This is a genomic window from Plantibacter flavus (assembly GCF_051487245.1).
Classification (GTDB): Bacteria; Actinomycetota; Actinomycetes; order Actinomycetales; family Microbacteriaceae; genus Plantibacter; species Plantibacter flavus_B.
In genome coordinates, this window is the sequence record NZ_JAHVDH010000002.1 from 530,459 (window position 1) to 548,627 (window position 18,169).

General features: G+C 68.8%; 16 protein-coding genes. 2 read left to right on the top strand and 14 right to left on the bottom strand.

The genetic code is table 11. The annotated features are described in order from the left end of the window. Positions 1-28 precede the first annotated feature (28 nt). The 3 genes from dnaG to dusB form a co-directional block, all read right to left on the bottom strand. The gene (gene dnaG / locus KXS11_RS06255) at positions 29-1,903 is read right to left on the bottom strand and encodes a DNA primase (RefSeq protein WP_437384689.1); all 1,875 of its coding nucleotides are present in this window, start codon (positions 1,901-1,903) and stop codon (positions 29-31) included. A gap of 89 nt (positions 1,904-1,992) precedes the next feature. Then, positions 1,993-3,279, bottom strand: coding sequence for a deoxyguanosinetriphosphate triphosphohydrolase (locus KXS11_RS06260; protein WP_437384690.1), 1,287 nt, complete (start codon positions 3,277-3,279; stop codon positions 1,993-1,995). Position 3,280: 1 nt separating this feature from the next. Beyond that, on the bottom strand, positions 3,281-4,441 hold the full coding sequence (dusB, locus tag KXS11_RS06265; RefSeq protein WP_437384691.1) for a tRNA dihydrouridine synthase DusB: 1,161 nt from the start codon (positions 4,439-4,441) through the stop codon (positions 3,281-3,283). 54 nt (positions 4,442-4,495) lie between these two features. On the opposite strand from dusB, the gene KXS11_RS06270 reads away from it, so the two are divergent. Continuing rightward, a complete protein-coding gene (locus tag KXS11_RS06270) occupies positions 4,496-5,017 on the top strand; it encodes an aminoacyl-tRNA deacylase (RefSeq protein WP_437384692.1) in 522 nt (173 codons plus the stop codon). Here KXS11_RS06270 and KXS11_RS06275 read toward each other — a convergent pair. The 4 genes from KXS11_RS06275 to recO are packed head-to-tail and all read right to left on the bottom strand — an operon-like array spanning position 5,008 to position 7,403. Beyond that, positions 5,008-5,139 (bottom strand): hypothetical protein, encoded by a 132-nt coding sequence (locus tag KXS11_RS06275; RefSeq protein ID WP_437384693.1) that lies wholly within the window; start codon positions 5,137-5,139, stop codon positions 5,008-5,010. The two genes, KXS11_RS06270 and KXS11_RS06275, sit on opposite strands and share 10 nt — an antisense overlap. Next, positions 5,136-5,816, bottom strand: coding sequence for a DsbA family oxidoreductase (locus tag KXS11_RS06280; RefSeq protein WP_437384694.1), 681 nt, complete (start codon positions 5,814-5,816; stop codon positions 5,136-5,138). The genes KXS11_RS06275 and KXS11_RS06280 overlap by 4 nt, the downstream gene beginning before the upstream one ends. A 28-nt stretch (positions 5,817-5,844) precedes the next feature. After that, entirely contained in the window at positions 5,845-6,669 is an 825-nt protein-coding gene (locus KXS11_RS06285) for an isoprenyl transferase (protein WP_437384695.1), read from the bottom strand. Next, positions 6,666-7,403 (bottom strand): DNA repair protein RecO, encoded by a 738-nt coding sequence (gene recO, locus KXS11_RS06290; protein WP_437384696.1) that lies wholly within the window; start codon positions 7,401-7,403, stop codon positions 6,666-6,668. Before recO ends, KXS11_RS06285 begins: the two co-directional genes overlap by 4 nt. Before the next feature lie 83 nt (positions 7,404-7,486). Here recO and KXS11_RS06295 point away from each other — a divergent pair, with 83 nt between their 5' ends. After that, on the top strand, positions 7,487-8,155 hold the full coding sequence (locus KXS11_RS06295; RefSeq protein WP_437384697.1) for a trimeric intracellular cation channel family protein: 669 nt from the start codon (positions 7,487-7,489) through the stop codon (positions 8,153-8,155). A gap of 6 nt (positions 8,156-8,161) precedes the next feature. Here the strand turns inward: KXS11_RS06295 and KXS11_RS06300 are convergent, their stop codons facing one another. From KXS11_RS06300 to KXS11_RS06330, 7 genes are all read right to left on the bottom strand, one after another. Next, positions 8,162-9,568: an FtsX-like permease family protein gene (locus tag KXS11_RS06300; protein ID WP_437384698.1), complete on the bottom strand. Its 1,407-nt coding sequence runs from the start codon at positions 9,566-9,568 to the stop codon at positions 8,162-8,164. Next, positions 9,565-10,323 (bottom strand): ABC transporter ATP-binding protein, encoded by a 759-nt coding sequence (locus KXS11_RS06305; protein WP_437384699.1) that lies wholly within the window; start codon positions 10,321-10,323, stop codon positions 9,565-9,567. Before KXS11_RS06305 ends, KXS11_RS06300 begins: the two co-directional genes overlap by 4 nt. Positions 10,324-10,432: 109 nt before the next feature. After that, the gene (locus tag KXS11_RS06310) at positions 10,433-11,122 is read right to left on the bottom strand and encodes a response regulator (RefSeq protein WP_437384700.1); all 690 of its coding nucleotides are present in this window, start codon (positions 11,120-11,122) and stop codon (positions 10,433-10,435) included. Further along, entirely contained in the window at positions 11,119-12,303 is a 1,185-nt protein-coding gene (locus tag KXS11_RS06315; protein ID WP_437384701.1) for a sensor histidine kinase, read from the bottom strand. The genes KXS11_RS06310 and KXS11_RS06315 overlap by 4 nt, the downstream gene beginning before the upstream one ends. Positions 12,304-12,439: 136 nt before the next feature. Then, entirely contained in the window at positions 12,440-14,200 is a 1,761-nt protein-coding gene (gene leuA, locus KXS11_RS06320) for a 2-isopropylmalate synthase (RefSeq protein WP_437384702.1), read from the bottom strand. A gap of 145 nt (positions 14,201-14,345) precedes the next feature. Further along, positions 14,346-16,847 (bottom strand): bifunctional lysylphosphatidylglycerol flippase/synthetase MprF, encoded by a 2,502-nt coding sequence (locus tag KXS11_RS06325; RefSeq protein ID WP_437384703.1) that lies wholly within the window; start codon positions 16,845-16,847, stop codon positions 14,346-14,348. Positions 16,848-16,870: 23 nt separating this feature from the next. Beyond that, on the bottom strand, positions 16,871-18,142 hold the full coding sequence (locus tag KXS11_RS06330; protein WP_437384704.1) for an alpha/beta hydrolase: 1,272 nt from the start codon (positions 18,140-18,142) through the stop codon (positions 16,871-16,873). Between the last annotated feature and the right edge of the window lie 27 nt (positions 18,143-18,169).

Sequence of the window (18,169 nt, forward strand, 5' to 3'; positions counted from 1 at the left end):
GGAGGACGCTCGGTCTGGCGGATGTGGGTCAGCCCTCGGCGCGCAGCGCGCGCCGATCGGCCTCGACCTCGGCGAGCTGCCTGGTGATCTGCCGATGAGCCTCGTCACGTGGATCGGTGCGCCGCAGGGAACCCAGCAGCGCAGCCTTACGGCCGAGGAGATCTCGGTCGATGAGCGCCAGAGCGATGTCGCGGACGTAGACCGGCAGCTTGTCCTCGTTCGTCTCCGGCAGTGGCGAGACGCCGAGTTCGCGGACGAGGCCGTCGAAGCCCGGAGGCACCTGCGAGATGACCGTCTCGAGCCAAGCGGCGGTCCCGAGCTGGTCGAGGCTCACGCTCATGGCGTCGCGGACGACCGCGAGCGAACTGTTCGAAACGGAGCACTGAACGGCCCGCTCCAGCACAGGCCGCTCGAGGTGCTGCGGCATCTGCAGCAGCGCACGCAGGGCGTCCTGCTCGAGTCGTGTCGACGGGTCTTTCGGCAGGTCGGCGAGCGAAGCCTGGCGTTCACGCGGCTCGGCGGCCTGAGGCTGTCCGGACGGCTGCCGTGGGTCACGTGTCGCCTGACCGGGCCCACCGCTCCCCTGTCCGCCGGTGGCCCCACGGACCGCTCTCGCGACCTCGTCGAGCTCCATGCCGAGCTGCTTCGCGAGCACGCGCGTGTAGCCGGGGCGGAGCGACGGGTCGCGGATCTCGGCGACGACGGGTGCCGCAGCGCGGAGCGCGCCGACACGACCCTCCACCGTCTCCAGATCGAATCCTGCAAGGGTGCGGCGGATGATGAACTCGAACATCGGTTCTCGGCCGTCGACGAGCTTCCGGATCGCGCCGTCACCGCGGTTCAGCCGCAGATCGCACGGGTCGAGGCCGTCCGAGGACACTGCGACGTAGGTCTGGGCGGCGAAACGCTTCTCCTCCCCGAACGCTCGCATGGCGGCCTTCTGCCCGGCCTCATCGGGGTCGAAGGTGAAGATGACCTCGCCGGTGGCGGAGTCGTCGCCCATCACTCGTCGGATCATCTTGATGTGATCGACGCCGAACGAGGTACCGCACGTCGCGACCGCAGTCGTCTCGCCCGCGAGGTGACACGCCATGACGTCGGTGTACCCCTCCACCACGACGACGCGCTTGCCGCGCGAGATGTCGCGTTTGGCGAGATCGAGCCCGTAGAGCACCTGGGCTTTGTGGTAGATCGCCGTCTCCGGCGTGTTGAGGTACTTGGGGCCTTTGTCGTCTTCGCGCAGGCGGCGCGCACCGAAGCCGAGCACCTGACCGGTGGTGTCGCGGATCGGCCAGATCAGTCGGCCGCGGAAGCGATCGTAGGCACCGCGGTCGCCACTCGAGACGAGGCCGGCAGCGAGCATCTCCTCGTCGGAGAACCCGCGCGACCGCATCGCCTTCATCAGGTGGTCCCACCCGGCCGGTGCGAAACCGATCCCGAAGTGGTCCGCGGCAGAGGCATCGAAGCCGCGTTCGCCGAGGAACCGGCGACCGAGGTCTGCGTCGCCGTCGTGGAGCTGGGACTGGAAGTACTCGGCGGCCGCCTGGTTCGCGGCGAACAGCCGCGCCCGGTTCCCGTGGTCGACCTGTCCACCGCCCTCCTCGTAGCTGAGCGGATACCCGATGCGCTGCGCGAGACGCTCCACCGACTCTGCGAAGGTCACGTGGTCCATCTTCTGCAGGAAGCTGTAGACGTCGCCACTCTCACCGCAGCCGAAGCAGTGGTAGAGGCCGACCGTCGGCCGCACGTGGAAGCTCGGGCTTCGCTCGTCGTGGAAGGGACAGAGGCCTTTGAGCGACCCGACACCTGCGGACTTCAGGGCGACATAGTCGCCAACGACGTCGCCGATGTTCGTGCGTGCCTTGACCTCTTCAACATCGCTCTGTCGAATCCGTCCGGCCATGCTTCGATCCTAGTCTCGTGGGCGCTCGGCCCCACCCCGAGAGCACTCCTGTGGAACCGTCTGCAACGGTCCGTGGTTGTGGGGAACGCTCAGCCCGTGGTGTGGCGCTCGTGCCAGGCCAGCGCGCTCTGGTCGGTGAGGCTCGCGATCTGATCGACGACCACACGGCGTCGTTCCTGATCCGACCCGGCCGCACGCCAGTCTGCCGCGAAACCGATGTCGAGCGCCGACTCACCGAGGTCGAACACGGCGTCCGCCAGCTCGCTCAGGATCTCCCGCTGCCGGACGTACAGCGGCTGACGTGAGTCGCTGTACATGACGAACGCCGCAACGACGCCCTTCAGCAGTGCGATCTCCGCCTGAATGCCGTGCGGCACGACGACGTCGGCACCGAACCGCACGAGGCTCGACTGCGGGAACGCTTCTCTGGTGGCTGCCGTGGCTGCACCGGCGAACCGGCCGATCATCTGGCTCGTGAAGTTCTTCAACCGCCCGAGGTCACGGCGGGAGCCGTCCCACGCCGTGATCCAGGTGTGCGAGGACTGCAGCCGGTCGAAGGCTTCGGCGAGGTCGTCATGGGTGAAGTCGTCACCGGCCCAGGACAGCGCGGTGTCGATGAGGCGGTCGTGACCGGCCCTGGCGTTCAGGAACGCCGGGTCGATGTACTCGCCGACGACCGCGTCCTCGAAGTCGTGTACGGAGTAGGCGATGTCATCGGCGAGGTCCATGACCTGCGCCTCGATGCAGCGCACCCGCTCCGGGGCGCCGGCGCGCAACCAGCGGAACGCCGCCGAGTCCTCGTCGAAGAAGCCGAACTTCGCCCGCCCTCCTGGATCGGCGACCGACTGGGCGGCCGGCCACGGGTACTTGCAGCTCGCGTCGAGGCTCGCTCGGGTCAAGTTCAGCCCGTAGGGCTCGCCATCGGGGCCGAACACCTTCGATTCGAGGCGCGTCAGGATGCGGAGCGTCTGCGCGTTGCCCTCGAAGCCGCCGATCCCGGCAGACCACTCGTTGAGTGCACGCTCCCCGTTGTGTCCGAACGGCGGGTGACCGAGGTCGTGGGCGAGGCAGGCCGTGTCCACGACGTCGGGCGCGAGGTCGAGGCTCGCAGCGAGCTCGCGACCGACCTGCGCGACCTCGAGCGAGTGCGTGAGGCGGTTCCGGGCGAAGTCGACCCCGCTCGTCGGGCTGAGGACCTGTGTCTTGGCCGCCAAGCGGCGCAGGGCGCTCGAGTGCAGCAGTCGAGCGCGATCCCGGGCGAAGTCGGAGCGTCTCGTCGAGTGGTGCTCGGGGAGCCAGCGTTCCTCGTCGTGCGACGTGTACCCGTCACCCTCCATGGACGATCTCCCGTGTTCGAGGCCGGCGGGAGCGCTCATGCTATCCGCCACTGTGATCCAGTTCTGCTCCGGCGATCTCGCACTGCTCCTCAGCGCCGAGCGACTGCGAGTCGAGCCACCCTTGTGGCAGTGACGGGCGCTTCGGCGTACCGGCACGACCGCGCTGACCCTCGGCCGCCTCGCCGGGGTACGGCGCGTTCCAGTCGAGGGTGGCGAGCAGTTCGTCGAGCAGCTCGAGCGAGGTGACGCTGGCGAGGCTCGCGCGGAGGTCTCCTCCGACGGGGTACCCCTTGAAGTACCAGGCCACGTGCTTCCGGATGTCGCGGCAGCCGTGCTCCTCGCTCTCGAAGAACTCGGCGAGCAGCTGGGCGTGCCGGCGGAACGCTGTCGCGACATCTCCGAGGGAGGGCTGGGCTTTCGTGTGCCCACCCGCGAACGCGGAGCTGAGGTCGCCGAACAACCAGGGGCGGCCGAGGCAGCCTCGGCCGACGACGACACCGTCGCACCCCGTCTGCTCGACCATGTCGAGCGCGTCCTGGCCCGACCAGATGTCGCCGTTGCCGAGCACGGGCACGGACGTGACCGTCTCCTTGAGCTTGGTGATGGCGTCCCAGTCGGCGTGGCCGGAGTAGAAATCGGCTGCGGTGCGCGCGTGCAGGGCGATCGAGGCGACACCGGCACCCTCGGCGATCCGACCGGCTTCGAGGTAGGTGAGGTGATCGGAGTCGATGCCCTTGCGCATCTTGATGGTGAGCGGCACGTCGCCGGCGGCCTGCACGGCACCCTCGACGATCTCGCGGAAGAGCTGCGTCTTCCAAGGGAGCGCTGCGCCCCCGCCCTTGCGGGTGACCTTCGGCACCGGACAACCGAAGTTGAGGTCGATGTGATCGGCGCGATCCTCGGCGACGAGCATGGTGACCGCCTCGGCCACCGTCTTCGGATCGACGCCGTAGAGCTGGATGGACCGCAGGGTCTCGCTCTCGTGGTGCTGGATGAGCCGCATGCTCACCGGGTTGCGCTCGACGAGCGCACGCGAGGTGATCATCTCGCTGACGTAGAGTCCGGCGCCGTACTCACGGCACAGCAGACGGAACGCCGTGTTCGTGATCCCGGCCATGGGCGCGAGCACGACCGGCGAGTCGAGCACGATGGGCCCGATCGCGAGCTTCGGGCGCTGAGGGAGCGTGGTAGGAAGAGACATCACCATCGATTCTCCCAGATGATCACCGCTCGGAACGCCCAGTGAGGACGCGACATGTCAGACACCCCGCAGACCCCGGGCGACGAACCCGTCGGCCACAAGCGAGTGGAGGCCGCAGCGGCCGCGCTCGGCCTGCCGATCGAGCTCGTCGAGCGCCCGCCGGCCCGGAGCCTCCACGAGGCGGCGCAGCTGCTCGGGATCGAGCCGCGGGAGATCGTGAAGACGATCGTCGTGAAGCGACGCAGCGGCGACTACCTCTTCGCCCTGGTGCCCGGCGGCCGGAAGATCTCCTGGCCGCCGTTCCGCACGCTGCTCGGGGTGAACAAGCTCGCGATGCCCGACGCCGCGACGGCGTTCGCCGCGACCGGCTACGAGCGCGGCACCATCACCGTGCTCGGGGCGACGTCCGCACTGCCCGTGTACGCCGACGAACGGATCCTCCACGACGGCGGACGCATCTCCATCGGCGCCGGCGAGCACGGTTGGAGCGCGTTCGTCGACGCCGCAGAGTACCTCGCGGCCATCGGAGCGATCACGGCGGACCTCACCGAGCCGGAAGACGCCCCTCAGGACTGAGCAGGCGCCTCGCCCGGGATGGAGCAGCTGTCGCCCTCGCAGACGACGGCGTCGGCCCCCAGGAGCCGAAGCGGCTTCGGCGCCGACGGAACGGCGACGGACTGCTCGGCGGAGTCCGTCATGCCTGCACCGGCTCGGCCGTGGCGCGCTCGGTCCAGACCTGCTCGAGGACCTGTGTGAACGAAGCGGCCTCCTGCGCACCCGACACGCCGTAGGCGCCGTCGATGACGAAGAACGGGACCCCCTGGATGCCGTATTGCTGAGCCATGGCCTGGTCCGCCCGGACGGCCTGGGTGAACTCACCGGACTCGAGTGCGGCCACGACCGCGTCTCGGTCCAGACCGATCTCGGCGGCGAGGTCGGCGAGGTCCTGGACGCGCCCGACATGGCGGCCCTCGGTGAAGTAGGCGCTCAAGAGGCGCTCGGTCATCTCGAGTTGCTTGCCCTGCGCCTTCGCGAAGTGCAGGAGTTCGTGCGCCTTCACCGTGTTGGTGTGCTTCAGGATGCTGAAGTCGTACGCGAGGCCGGTCTCGGCGGCGATGCCGACGACCCGGTCGAGCATCTGCTGCACCTGGTCGGCTGGGATGCCCTTGTGCCCCGCGAGGAAGTCGATCTCCGAACCGTCGAAGTCGACCGGGGTGTCCGGTGCCAGTTCGAAGGAGTGGTACTCCACCTCGACGTCGCGGCCGTCGCCGAGGCCCGCGAACTCCGCAGCACCCCGCTCGAACTTGCGCTTGCCGATGTAGCACCAGGGGCAGGCGATGTCGGACCAGATGTCGATCTTGATAGGTTCGCTCATACCGAGGGCAACCATGAACCGAGCCGGGTCATTCCCCGGGGAGCTCCGACTCGCTGTCCGGTCGGTCGAGGGCGCCGCCGAAGCGACGGTCGCGGCCCGCATATCGCTCAACGGCCTCCCACAGGTGTCGGCGTCCGAAGTCCGGCCACAGGGTGTCGAGGAACACCATCTCGGCGTACGCGGACTGCCAGAGCTGGAAATTGCTGGTGCGCTGCTCCCCCGAGCTGCGTACGAAGAGGTCGACGTCCGGCAGGTCGGGAAGGTACAGCCTGCTCTGCAGGAGGCGTTCCGACACCGCTGACGGCCTGAGCCGGCCAGCCGCGACGTCGTCCGCGATGCTGCGTACAGCGTCGACGATCTCGTTCCGACCGCCGTAGTTGACGCACATCGTGAGCGTGAGGCGGTCGTTCGCCTTCGTGAGCTCCTCAGCGGTCTGCAACTCCTTGATGACCGAGGTCCACAGCTTCGGGCGACGACCCGACCAGCGCACCCGGACACCCCACTCGTTCAGTTGGTCGCGTCGGCGGTGCAGCACCTCGCGGTTGAAACCCATGAGGAACCGCACCTCATCGGGTGAACGCTTCCAGTTCTCGGTCGAGAACGCGTACACAGAGAGGTGCTTGATCCCGAGCTGGAGCGCTCCGGCGACGACGTCGAGGAGCGCGGCCTCGCCTGCCTTGTGTCCCTCGACCCTCGTCAGACCCTGTCGGTTGGCCCACCGACCGTTGCCGTCCATGACGATCGCGACATGGTCGGGGACCTCGCCCTTCGCGAACGACGGCGGATACTCCCCCGTCCAGTCGACGGGTCTGAACGGGGCTGCATCGCGATGTGTGTACGGCTTCGGGGTCACCCGTCGCTCCGATCCTGTTCGAGGTGCGCGAGCGATCGCAGCCCGCGCTCCAGATGCCATTGAGCGTAGGCGGCCGTGAATCCACTGGCCCGAGACGCGGTCTGCTCCGACGCCGCCTCCGCGTACTCCCAGTCTCCGGACAGCAGCGCGCCGAGGAGGGTCAGCGTCTGCGTGTCGAGCCGCGGACTCCCGGACGGAGCGCAGTCGTCGCAGACCACACCACCGAGCTGCACGACGACGTGCGAGTACTCGCCCTCGGTGCCGCAGCGGGAGCACGCGCCGAAACTCGGTGCCCAACCGGCGAGCGAGAACGCCCGCAGCAGGTAGGAGTCGAGCGTCAAGCGCGGGCCGTGCTCGCGCTTGGAGAGCGACCGCAGGGCGCCGACGAGGAGCAGGTACTGCTGGAGGGACCCCTCCGACTCGGTCAGCCGGTCGGCCGTCTCGACCATCGCACTCGCCGCCGTGTAACTTCCGTAGTCGGCACTGATCTCGGCCCCGTAGGACCCCAGCGACTCAGCCTGGGTGATGGTGTCGAGCGTGCGCCCCTCGTAGAACTGGACGTCGGCCACCATGAACGGCTCGAGTCGCGAACCGAACTTCGATCCGGTCCGGCGGACACCCTTCGCGACCGCTCGGATCTTGCCGTGGGTGCGTGAGAGCATGGTGACGATGCGATCGGCTTCGCCGAGCTTGTGGGTGCGCAGCACCACCACTTCATCTCGATATACCGGCACGCATCGATTATCCCGCCTCGGACCGACAACACGTCCCCGGAACCGCCGACCGGCATCGAAGGAGCGCCGCGAGTGATGCAGCCATGAACGAGGTGCTGTTCATCGTCCCGCTCTGGGTCGACCTCTCCGCTGTCGCCATCGGCGCCGTCCAGGGCGCCATGTTCGCCGCCCGCTTCCAGGATCGCCAGCTCGACTGGCTCGGCGTCGCGATCATCGGCGTGGTCGTCGGGCTCGGCGGCGGTCTCATCCGCGACATCCTGCTCGGCCAGGTCCCCGCCTCCCTGCAGAGCGACTGGTACCTGCCGGTTGCCTCCGGGGCCGCGCTGCTCGGGATGCTGCTGCTTCGACTCCTCACCCGCCTCGGCCCCGTCATCATCGGCCTCGATGCACTGACGATCGGCATGTTCGGCGCGATCGGTTCGACGAAGGCGCTCGCCGCCGGACTGCCCGTCATCCCCGCGATCTTCGTCGGCACCGTCGCGGCGGTGGGAGGCTCGGTCCTGCGCGACGTGATGCTGGGCGTCCCCGTCGCGCTCATGCACGTCGGCTCCCTGTACGCCGTGGCCGCCGCGGTGGGCACCGGCCTGCTCGTCGTGTTCGTGACCGTCGGTGCGCCACTCAGCATCGCCGCTGCGGTCGGGCTGGCGTCGACCACCATCATCAGACTGCTCGCCGTCCGCTTCGGATGGACGCTGCCGGAGCAGCGCCAGATCGGCGGTTGGCGGATCTGGCGCCGCTCCACGAGAGGCTGACGCTCCTCAGTCCACGGCGAGAGCTGCCACCGGCGAGACGCGGGTCGCACGACGCGACGGGGTGACCGACGCTGCCGCCGTCAGGAGGGCCGCCAGCACGATGATGACGACCACGACCAGCCAGGGGACGGCTGGCGTGATGAAGCTACCGCCGACCGAGCCGAACATCGCCTGCGCGCCGGCCCAGCCGTAGAAGACGCCGAGCACCAGTCCGACGACGACCGCGGAGATGGTCAGTTGAGCCGCCTCGGTGACGATCATGCGGCGAACCTGACCGACCGAGAAACCGAGCGCGCGGAGCAGCCCGAGCTCCCGAGTCCGCTGCAGGACGCTCAGTGAGAGGTTGTTGACCATGCCGACGGCGGCGATGAGCGCGCTGAACCCGACGAGGGCCGAGAAGACCGCGACCACTGCCTGGACGGCGGCATCGAGCATCGCGTACGCCTGTGGATCGCCGTCGCCGATCGACCTCGCGAACGCCTGGAAGGTGCTCGACGCGACCGCGAACATGGTGACGAGAGTGACGCCGATCACGAGACCGATGGTGGTGCGTGCGCTCCGCTCGGGGTGGCGTACCGCGTTCTCCGCCGCGAGCCTCGCCGGCGCGGAACCGCCGAACAGCCGTCCGACGAGGCGGAGCACCGGCGGCATCACGACGTTCGCCCCGAGCACGAGCCCGGTGAACGACAGCATGCCTCCGAACACGCCCACGAGCACTCCTGCCGGTGTGACGAGGCCGATGACGGCACCCCCGAGCACCAGCAGGATCCCGAGCACGAAGAGGATGATCGCCGTGATGTTGCGTCCGGGGCGTGCCAGAGTCTCCTCGCGGCTGGCTTCCTGCGCTCCCCCGACAGCCTGCATGGGCGTCACGACGAGCACACGACGCGCACCGATCCAGGATGCCAGCCAGGTCGTCAGCACGACGGCGACGACGGGGAGCAGAACGGACACCTGCACGAGCGGATAGGCGAGATCCGGGAGCGCATCGGTGGCGACACCGATACGGACGAGCGCGAACGCGACAACGAGTCCGATGAGCAGTCCGAGCGCCGCACCGAGAAGGCCGACGAACACCCCCTCGCGGGCGACGGAGCGCCGCTGTTCCCGGGCGGTGGAGCCGATGAGCCGGAGCAGCGCGATCGTCCTGGTCCGTCCCGCGACGATCGTCGCGAACGTGTTCGACGTGACGATGGCTCCGACGTAGACGGCCAGGGCGAGGAAGACCGCGGCCAACACCGCGAGCATCACTGCGACGGTGCCACTCGACCCCGTGGTGTCGTCGGCCCCGAGGATCGTGTTGAGCATCGCCGTCACCATGAGCAGCAGCACACCGAACGACGTGCTGAGGGTGGCGACGAGGATGCTCGCTCGGTGCTCGCGTGAACGCACGACGAGATTCGACCGCCTCATGCTGCGCGCTCCATGCCGAGCATGAGCGAGGAGATCTGCTCGGCGCTCGAGCGCGGCCGGTCGTCCACCACACGACCGTCGGCGAGGAACACGATGCGATCGGCGTAGCTCGCGGCCACGGGGTCGTGCGTGACCATCGCGATGCTCTGGCCGTACTCGGTGCTCGCCGCAGCGAGCAGCGCGAGCACGCTCCGCCCGGTCCGGGAGTCGAGGTTGCCCGTCGGTTCGTCGGCGAACAGGAGCTCCGGCCTCGTCGCGAGGGCCCTGGCGATCGCGACCCGCTGCTGCTGTCCACCCGACAGTTCGTGCGGGCGGTGCCCGAGGCGTGAGGCGAGCCCGAGCGTGCTCACGAGCACGTCGATCCAGCTCTGCTCCTCGCCGGTCGGCCGTCTGCCGTCCAGTTCGAACGGGAGGCGGATGTTCGCCGCGACGTCGAGCGTCGGCACGAGGTTGAACGACTGGAACACGAACCCCACCCGGCGACGCCGCAGGATCGTGAGCTGGTCGTCGTCGAGTCCGGTGATGTCCTGATCGCCGAGTCGGACCTGACCACTCGTGGCCTGGTCGAGCCCGGCCATGATGTGCATGAGCGTCGATTTACCCGATCCGCTCGGCCCCATGATCGCGGTGAACCGACCCCGTTCGATCTGCAGGTCGACACCGTCGAGGGCGACGACCTGGTTCTCGGCCGGGCCGTAGCTCTTCCGCAATCCGTTCACGCTGGCGACTGGGGTGGTCTGTGCTGAAATGTCCATGCTTCGACGCTACGGACCGGGCGCCGGGCGGGCATCGTGCGCGACGCCGATCCGGGTCAACCGCGAGGATGATCCTGGCGTCAGCCGCGAGGACCCCGCCGACGATCGCTCAGACGAGACCGTGCTCGAACGCGAAGACCACCAGCTGCACGCGATCCCGCACGTCGAGCTTGCCGAAGATCCGGCTGATATGGGTCTTCACGGTCGCTTCGCTGAGGAACTCGGCAGCGGCGATCTCGGAGTTGCTCAGGCCCCGCGCCGCGAGCAGGAAGATCTCGCGCTCTCGTGCGGTGAGCTCGGCGAAGCGTTCAGGGACGACCGGAGCAGCCGGGGCCTGCTCGAAGTGCTCGAACAGCTCCCGGGTGGCCGAAGCGGCGATCACGGCGTTGCCGGCGTGCACCGTCCTGATCGCGGCGAGCAGGAACTCCGGTTCGGCGTCCTTGAGCACGAAACCGCTCGCGCCGGCACGGATCGCGGTCGCTGCGGCCTCGTCGAGGTCGAAGGTGGTCAACACGATGATCCGCGGGCGGTCTCCCCCGCGTGCGTCAGCCTGGGCGAGGATGGCCTTCGTCGCCTCGATCCCGTCGAGCACCGGCATCCGGACGTCCATCAGGATGACCTGCGGCAGTGTCCTGGCGGCCAGCTCGATCGCCTGACGACCGTCCGACGCCTCGCCGACGACGAGGAGGTCCGGTTGCGAGCCGATCAGCATCCGGATCCCGCCGCGGAAGAGCGCCTGGTCGTCGACGAGCGCGATCGTGATCGCCTCGCCCCGTCGCTCGATACCCGGATCGCTCATGCTGGGACTCCTGCCGTCGTGTACGGGATCGCCGCGTAGACCGTGAACCGACCGTCCAGCAGTGTGGTCCCGAAGCGCCCGCCCGCCAGCGTAGCGCGTTCGTTCATCCCGGCGAGGCCGTGCCCGGTACCGGCCTTCGGGAGTTCGACCTTCGAACGGTTCACCACCCAGAGCTGCAGCTGCGGCCCCAACCAGTCGAGATGCACCTCGATCGGAGCGCGGTGGTCACCATGCCGGAGCGCGTTCGTCAGAGCTTCTTGGATGATGCGGTACACGGCGAGCTGAGAACCGGTCGCGACGGGGTGGGGGACGCCGTGCTCATGCACGACCACCTCGAGCCCCGCGCCGCGCAGCTGGTCGTACAACCGATCGAGGTCGGCCATCACCGGCTGCGGGCCCTCGGCCTGCTGGAAGCGCAGCTGCCCGAGCAGGACGCGGACATCGGCCAAGGCCTCGCGGGAGATGCTCGAGATCGTGCGCAGCGCCTGATCCGCCGAATCCGGATCTGCCGCGAGGGCGTACCGCGCACCGTCGGCCTGCGCGATGACGACCGCCAGCGAGTGCGCCACGACGTCGTGCATGTCGCGAGCGATGCGGTTGCGCTCCTGCTCGACCACGACGTCGCGCTCGGCGATGAGTTGCGCCTGGCGGCTCTCCGTGGCCTTCCGCCAGGTGCGCATGAGGACGCCGGCCGTCCACGCGAGGCCGAAGAAGGCTGCGAAGGCGAGGAACACGAACAGCCCGACGGTGACCTGCGCGATGGGCGTCAGGTCACCGGCGAACGAGCCCGGGTTGAGACCGATCCCGACCGCGGCGATCCCTGCTGGCGCAAGCACGACGTACCCCGCGATCAGAGCCGCACCGACGAAGGCGGAGGCGAGCGAGAGCCATCGGATCGCTCTCGAGCCGTAGCTCGCCGCCGAGTACAGCACGATCGGGATCGCGAGGTTCGCCGGGTCCGGGGGCAGCAGCAGGAGCATCTGCGAGATCGAGGTGATCCACGCGACCCCGAGGGACAGCGTCGGCGCCAGCCTGCGGAGCGCGAGCGCACCGCACATCCCGAGGAGGATCACCACCATCTGGAACGACTGTCCGCTGTAGAACACGAACCCGGCCATGAACAACACGGAGGGCACCGCGATGTCGATCGCGAGTTGGCCGGGTCTGAGCGTGCGGAACATCCTCCAACGGTACGGCGTCGGCACCGCTCGGACGGTGCCCGTGACCGAAGATCATCCTCGCGATGGACGCTCCGGCTCATGCCGACGGCGCCGGGTCATCCTCGGGAGGATGCTCCGGCGCCGTCGGGTGCTGGAATCAGATCGTGGCGAGTTCGCGGTCGTCGGCCGTGGTGCGGACTGCGCGGTTGACCGCGGAGACCACTGCCTTGAGCGAGGCCGTCGCGATGTCGCCGTCGATGCCGACGCCCCAGAGGCGCTGGTCGCCCACCTGGAGTTCGACGTAGGCCGCGGCTTCGGCGTCGCCACCCGCGCTGAGGGTGTGCTCGACGTAGTCGTAGAGCGTCACCTCGATCCCGCGCTCGGCGAGCATGTTGAGGAACGCGGCGATGGGTCCGTTGCCGGTCGAGGTGCGACGTTCGACCTCGGCGCCGTCGCGCAATGCGACCTCGAGCTCGAGGGTGCCGGCCAGATCGCTCGACGTCTTCGTGGACTGCAGTTCGAACCGGCCCCACTTCGCGTCGGCCGCGGCCGCGGGGAGGTACTCGTCCTGGAAGATGGACCAGATCTGGCCGCTCGTGACCTCACCGCCCTCGGCATCGGTCTTCGTCTGCACGACACCGGAGAACTCGATCTGCAGGCGACGCGGCAGGTCGAGCGCGTGGTCGTTCTTCAGCAGATAGGCGACGCCACCCTTGCCCGACTGCGAGTTGACCCGGATGACCGCCTCGTAGCTGCGGCCGAGGTCCTGCGGGTCGACGGGCAGGTACGGCACGGCCCATTCGAGGTCGGCGACGGTCTTGCCCTGTGCGGCGGCGTCCGCGGCCATGGCCTCGAAGCCCTTCTTGATCGCGTCCTGGTGCGAACCGCTGAACGCCGTGAAGACCAGGTCGCCGGCCCACGGGCTGCGCTCGTGCACGGGCAACTGGTTGCAGTGCTCTGCGGTGCGCTTCACCTCGTCAATGTCGCTGAAGTCGATCTGCGGGTCCACGCCCTGCGTGAACATGTTGATGCCCAGCGCGACGAGGTCGACGTTGCCGGTGCGCTCACCGTTGCCGAACAGGCAGCCCTCGATGCGGTCTGCACCCGCCAGGTAACCGAGCTCAGCGGCCGCGATAGCGGTGCCACGGTCGTTGTGCGGGTGCAGTGAGATGATGATGTTCTCGCGGTTCGCGAGGTTCCGCCCCATCCACTCGATCGAGTCGGCGTAGACGTTCGGCGTCGCCATCTCGACGGTCGACGGCAGGTTGATGATGACCTTGCGCTCCGGCGTCGCCTCGAGGACCTCGACGACCTGGTTACAGATGTCGACGGCGAATTCGAGCTCGGTGCCGGTGTAGCTCTCCGGCGAGTACTCGTAGTAGATCTCAGTGCCCGGAACGGTCGCCTCCATCTCGCGGCACTTGCGTGCGCCGTGGAGGGCCAGGTCGATGATGCCCTGCTTGTCGCTCCGGAAGACGACGTCGCGCTGCAGCACGCTCGTCGAGTTGTACAGGTGCACGATGGCCTGCTTCGCACCGCGCAGCGATTCGTAGGTGCGCTCGATGAGGTGGTCACGGGCCTGGGTCAGCACCTGGATGGTGACGTCCTCCGGGATGGCGCCTTCCTCGATGAGGCTGCGCACGAAGTCGAAGTCGGTCTGGCTCGCGCTCGGGAAGCCGACCTCGATCTCCTTGTAGCCCATCTTCACGAGCATGTCGAACATGATGCGCTTGCGCTCGGGACTCATGGGGTCGATGAGGGCCTGGTTGCCGTCCCGCAGGTCGACCGCGCACCACCGCGGCGCCTCGGTGATCCGGCGGTCAGGCCAGGTGCGGTCCGGCAGCGAGATGCTGAACTGCTCCTGGTACGCGCGGTAACGATGGACCGGCATTCCGGAGGGGGCTTGGGTGTTCTTCATGATCCTGGGTACTCCTCGTGGGATTGGGGATGAGCCAACGACGAACTCCGCGACGAGGGAGGCCTGGAACTAGGACTCGTCGCGGCAGCTAAGGAGGAGCAGACCGGAGAACACCTCGCCAGCATAGCACTCCGGTCGCGGACGATCAGGTGACGAGCGTCGCGAGGTCCCGGACCGACACGTCCGGCAGGTACGCGCGACCGATCGCGAGGCCGATAGCGGGGAGCTGGAGCGGGTCCGCGTACCCGAGGACGAGCGGGCGCTCCTCGGGTTGGAACTTCCCCTTGAACGCGAGGAGCGAGCGGAACCCGTAGACCGGCTCGAGCGCGTCGCCGAGATACGACAGGACCCGATCGATCCCACCGGTCTCCTGGCCGCTCGTCCCCCGCGACCGCGCGAGCGGGGCCGCCGACAGGCTCATCTCCTCGATGCCCTCGGCGTTGAACCGGGCAGCCGCCTCGGCGATGAGGAACTCCATCACCCCGTTCATGCCGTCCGTGCGGCGACGCATGAAGTCGAGCGTCCAGCCCACCAGCTCACCCGATCGTCGGACCGGCAGCCAGCTGGTCACCCCGTGCAGCATGCCCTGGGCATCGACCGCGAGCAGCAGACCCACCTCCTCGTCGATCAGCTCGTCCAGCCCACCGAGGGTGAAGCCCATCTCCGGTAGCCGTCGCTCGGCGACCCACTCCTCGGAGATCTCGGCGATCTGGGCCGCGAGCCCGATGCCGAGTGCCCCGTACGTGGACCACACGGCGGTGATGCCTGCGCGGTCGGCGCGGTTCACCGACGACCTGATGTCCTGCCAGCGTTTGCCGACCATGCTCCAGCCCTGCGGGTGCAGGACCGTCTCCTCCGCGACCTGGACGATTCGCCACCCGATGTGCTCGATGGATGCCGCAGTCTCCGAGTCCACGCTGTAGAGGGCCACGGTCAAACCGGAGTCCTCGCAGTGCGAGACGAACCGTTCGAGCACCGCGGGGTCGTGGCGGTCGCGTCCGAAGAAGCCACCCGTCGTGACGGCGACGCCGGAGATGACGCGGTACGCGATGCCAGCGCTCCGCTCCGGATCGAACCAGCTCAAGTTGCCGGGCCAGGTCGTCATGTGCCCGATGGAGTCGCTGCCCTCCGCCAGGAGTGCCCGCAACCGACGTTCATCGGCGGGAGCGATGGCGTTCGCGACCCGGCTGAGCGGCCACACGGCCCCGAGGAGGAGAATGCTCCACCAGATGGGACCGACGGCGTGGAACACCGCACCGGCGATCGGCTCGATCGGGACGAAGCCGGGGAGCACGTTCCGCAGGTACGCGGCAGGGACGAAGCGCTCCGGTGCTGCACGGAGGATCTCGCCGAGATCCGGTCTGGGTGAGAAACCGCCGGGGTGCGCCAGAGCCACGACGACGAACAGCGACGCGAGGAGGACCCACGACGACCCGACGAGAGCGAGGTATCCCCAGGCACTCCGCCGGGTCGCGCGCACGGGAAAGCCGCGGCGCAACACGAGGAGCAGCCCGGCGACGACCAACGGGAGGAGGATCGCCGACCACAGGGCGATCGCGATCTCCACGGTCCGTTGCGGTGCCCCGTGCCCGGTGCCGACGAGCGGTGAAGGGTGCGCCGCAGCATGGATGCGCGCGCCGGCACCCAATGAAACAGCGCTCAACGCCGCGAACGAGACCATGATCGCCGCGGCGAACCACACCGCGAACCGCCTGCCGCGGAGCAATCCCCACGCGGCGAAGAGCAACGCGACCATCGGCACCACGGACAGCAGCACGGCTCCGAGCCCGTCGACACGCACGAGGGTGAGATCTCGGAGACATTGCGCCGATACCCCGACCGTCCGGCACTGTCCGATCGCCCGCCCGGCATCCGGGATGTTCTGTTCGAGCAGGAGCACGAGCGGCGCCAGCGGGCCGAGATGCCGACCTGACAGCAGGGTGATGAGCGGGCCGACCCCCATCATCGCCACCACGGAGGCCATGAGCACGCGCGTCTCGTGGTGAGAACTGCGCACGCGTCGGACCGTCGGAGAGCGACCGGCCAGCAGCGCCCCGAGGAATACCCCGACGAGCGCAGCGAACAGACGGGCGAGGTCCTGCGGCAGGCCCGAGTACAGGAGCACGATGAGCGCGCCGACCACGACGAACGCCCTGATCCGACGGCGCCAGAGCGAACCGTGGACGGCGCTCGACGCGGCGAGGGCGCCGAGTGCACCGGAGAAAGGATCGAACGCGACGATGCGTGCAACCTCACCGCTCCAGAATTCACCGCCCAGTGTGCCGAGCAGCTGGAGCCCGATCGCCAGCGCGTTGCCGGCGACAGCCGTCGCAGCCACAGCGAGGAGGGTCATCGGCGCACCGAGCCTCCGCTCCGCAAGGACGAGTGCCGGTACGCCGACCAGGAGGAACGCGATGAGGCCGAGTGCCCCGTCGGTTCCCAGCGCCCCCGTCAGCAGCGCCCACCAGTGACCATCGACGACGACCTGCTCGTAGCCGAATCCTGCGGCGTCCCGGATCGCCGACCGCCACGCAGGCGTCGCCATCGGCGGGGTCCGCCAGACGACGGCGCTCACGAGCAGTACCACCAGGGTGAGCCCGATGGTCAGCGGGACTGATCGCAGCGCGCTGCTGGCCAGTCGACCCACCGGCGTCGTCCTCTCCGCCCGCATCAGGCGAGACCGAACCGGGCGGCGATCACGGGAAGCGCCCGGGAGAACACCGTGTGCACGGTGTGCCAGTCGTGCGCGGTGCCGTCTGAGACGAAGGTCGTCGTTTGCATCCCCGCATCTGCGGCGGACGCCGCGACTCGTCGAACACCCGGCCCGTAGCGGCTGTCGTCGCTGCCGTAGCCGAAGACGGCGACCGTGTCGGCGTACGGGGCGTGCGCCTGCAGGATCGCTGCGGGGGCAGCGGCGGCATAGGCCGCCGCGGAGCCGCTGAAACCCTGTGCGACCGTCGCCGCCCCGATGGACGGCACGACCTCGCCAGAGATGTCGAGGATGCCGCCGTAGCGCTCCGGGTGCGCAGATCCGAACTGGATCGAACACGTTCCGCCCTGCGAGAACCCGGCCACGAACCAGTCCGTACGCGACGACGAGACCGGCAGATGCGTCTCCACCCAATCGGGCACGTCGACCGTCAGATAGCTCGCGGAGTTTCCCAGCGGCCCGTCGACGCACATGGGGTTGTGATCCGGCGCTCCGAGCTGATCCGGCACCACCACGATCGGGGCGAGCCCGTGGTGCGCTGCCGCGAAGTGGTCGAGGAGTCCCGCGAGCCCGGCTGAGGCGAAGAGGTCGGCCGGCTCGCCCGGCTGGCCACTGAACGCCTCGATGACGGGCAGCTTCGGCGGATGGGCTGTCAACGCCGCCGGTGGCAGATACAGCAGGGCGTCACGGTGGCTGAATCCCGAGGTCGTCGCGGGGATGTCGACCTGCTCGACCCTGCCGCTGGTGGGGAAGTCCGCTGGTGGGTCCCAGGAACTCGTGGCGCCCTGGGCCGCGGCGAGCGGCGCGAACGACGTGTACGGGCTGATCCCGAGTGCCGCCCGCACGGTTGCGAACTCCCCGAAGTCCTGATTCACGCCGACCGCCCCGATGAGCAGGAAGACCGGGATCGCGATCGCCGCCGCAATGACGCGCCGCGCCCTGGTCCGGACCATCGACGCACCGGCCAGGGCGGTCCCTGAGAAGGCGACGGCCGCCCAGGCGCGCGTCGTCGGCGTCAGCTCGATGCCGAAGACGTCGAGTACATCCCCGAGCAACCAGGCGATGGCGTAGGCCAGCAGGGCTCCGCAACTCGCGACCAACAGCATCGTGAGACGCGCCCGCACGGTGCGGCGACCGGTGAACAAGGCGACCGCCAGGATGAGAGCGACAGCGATGCCCCAGACGAGGAGCTCAGGACGATCCAGTCGTATGCCCAGTACCCAGTCGAACACACGGACTCCTTCTCGCGACCCCGAGGA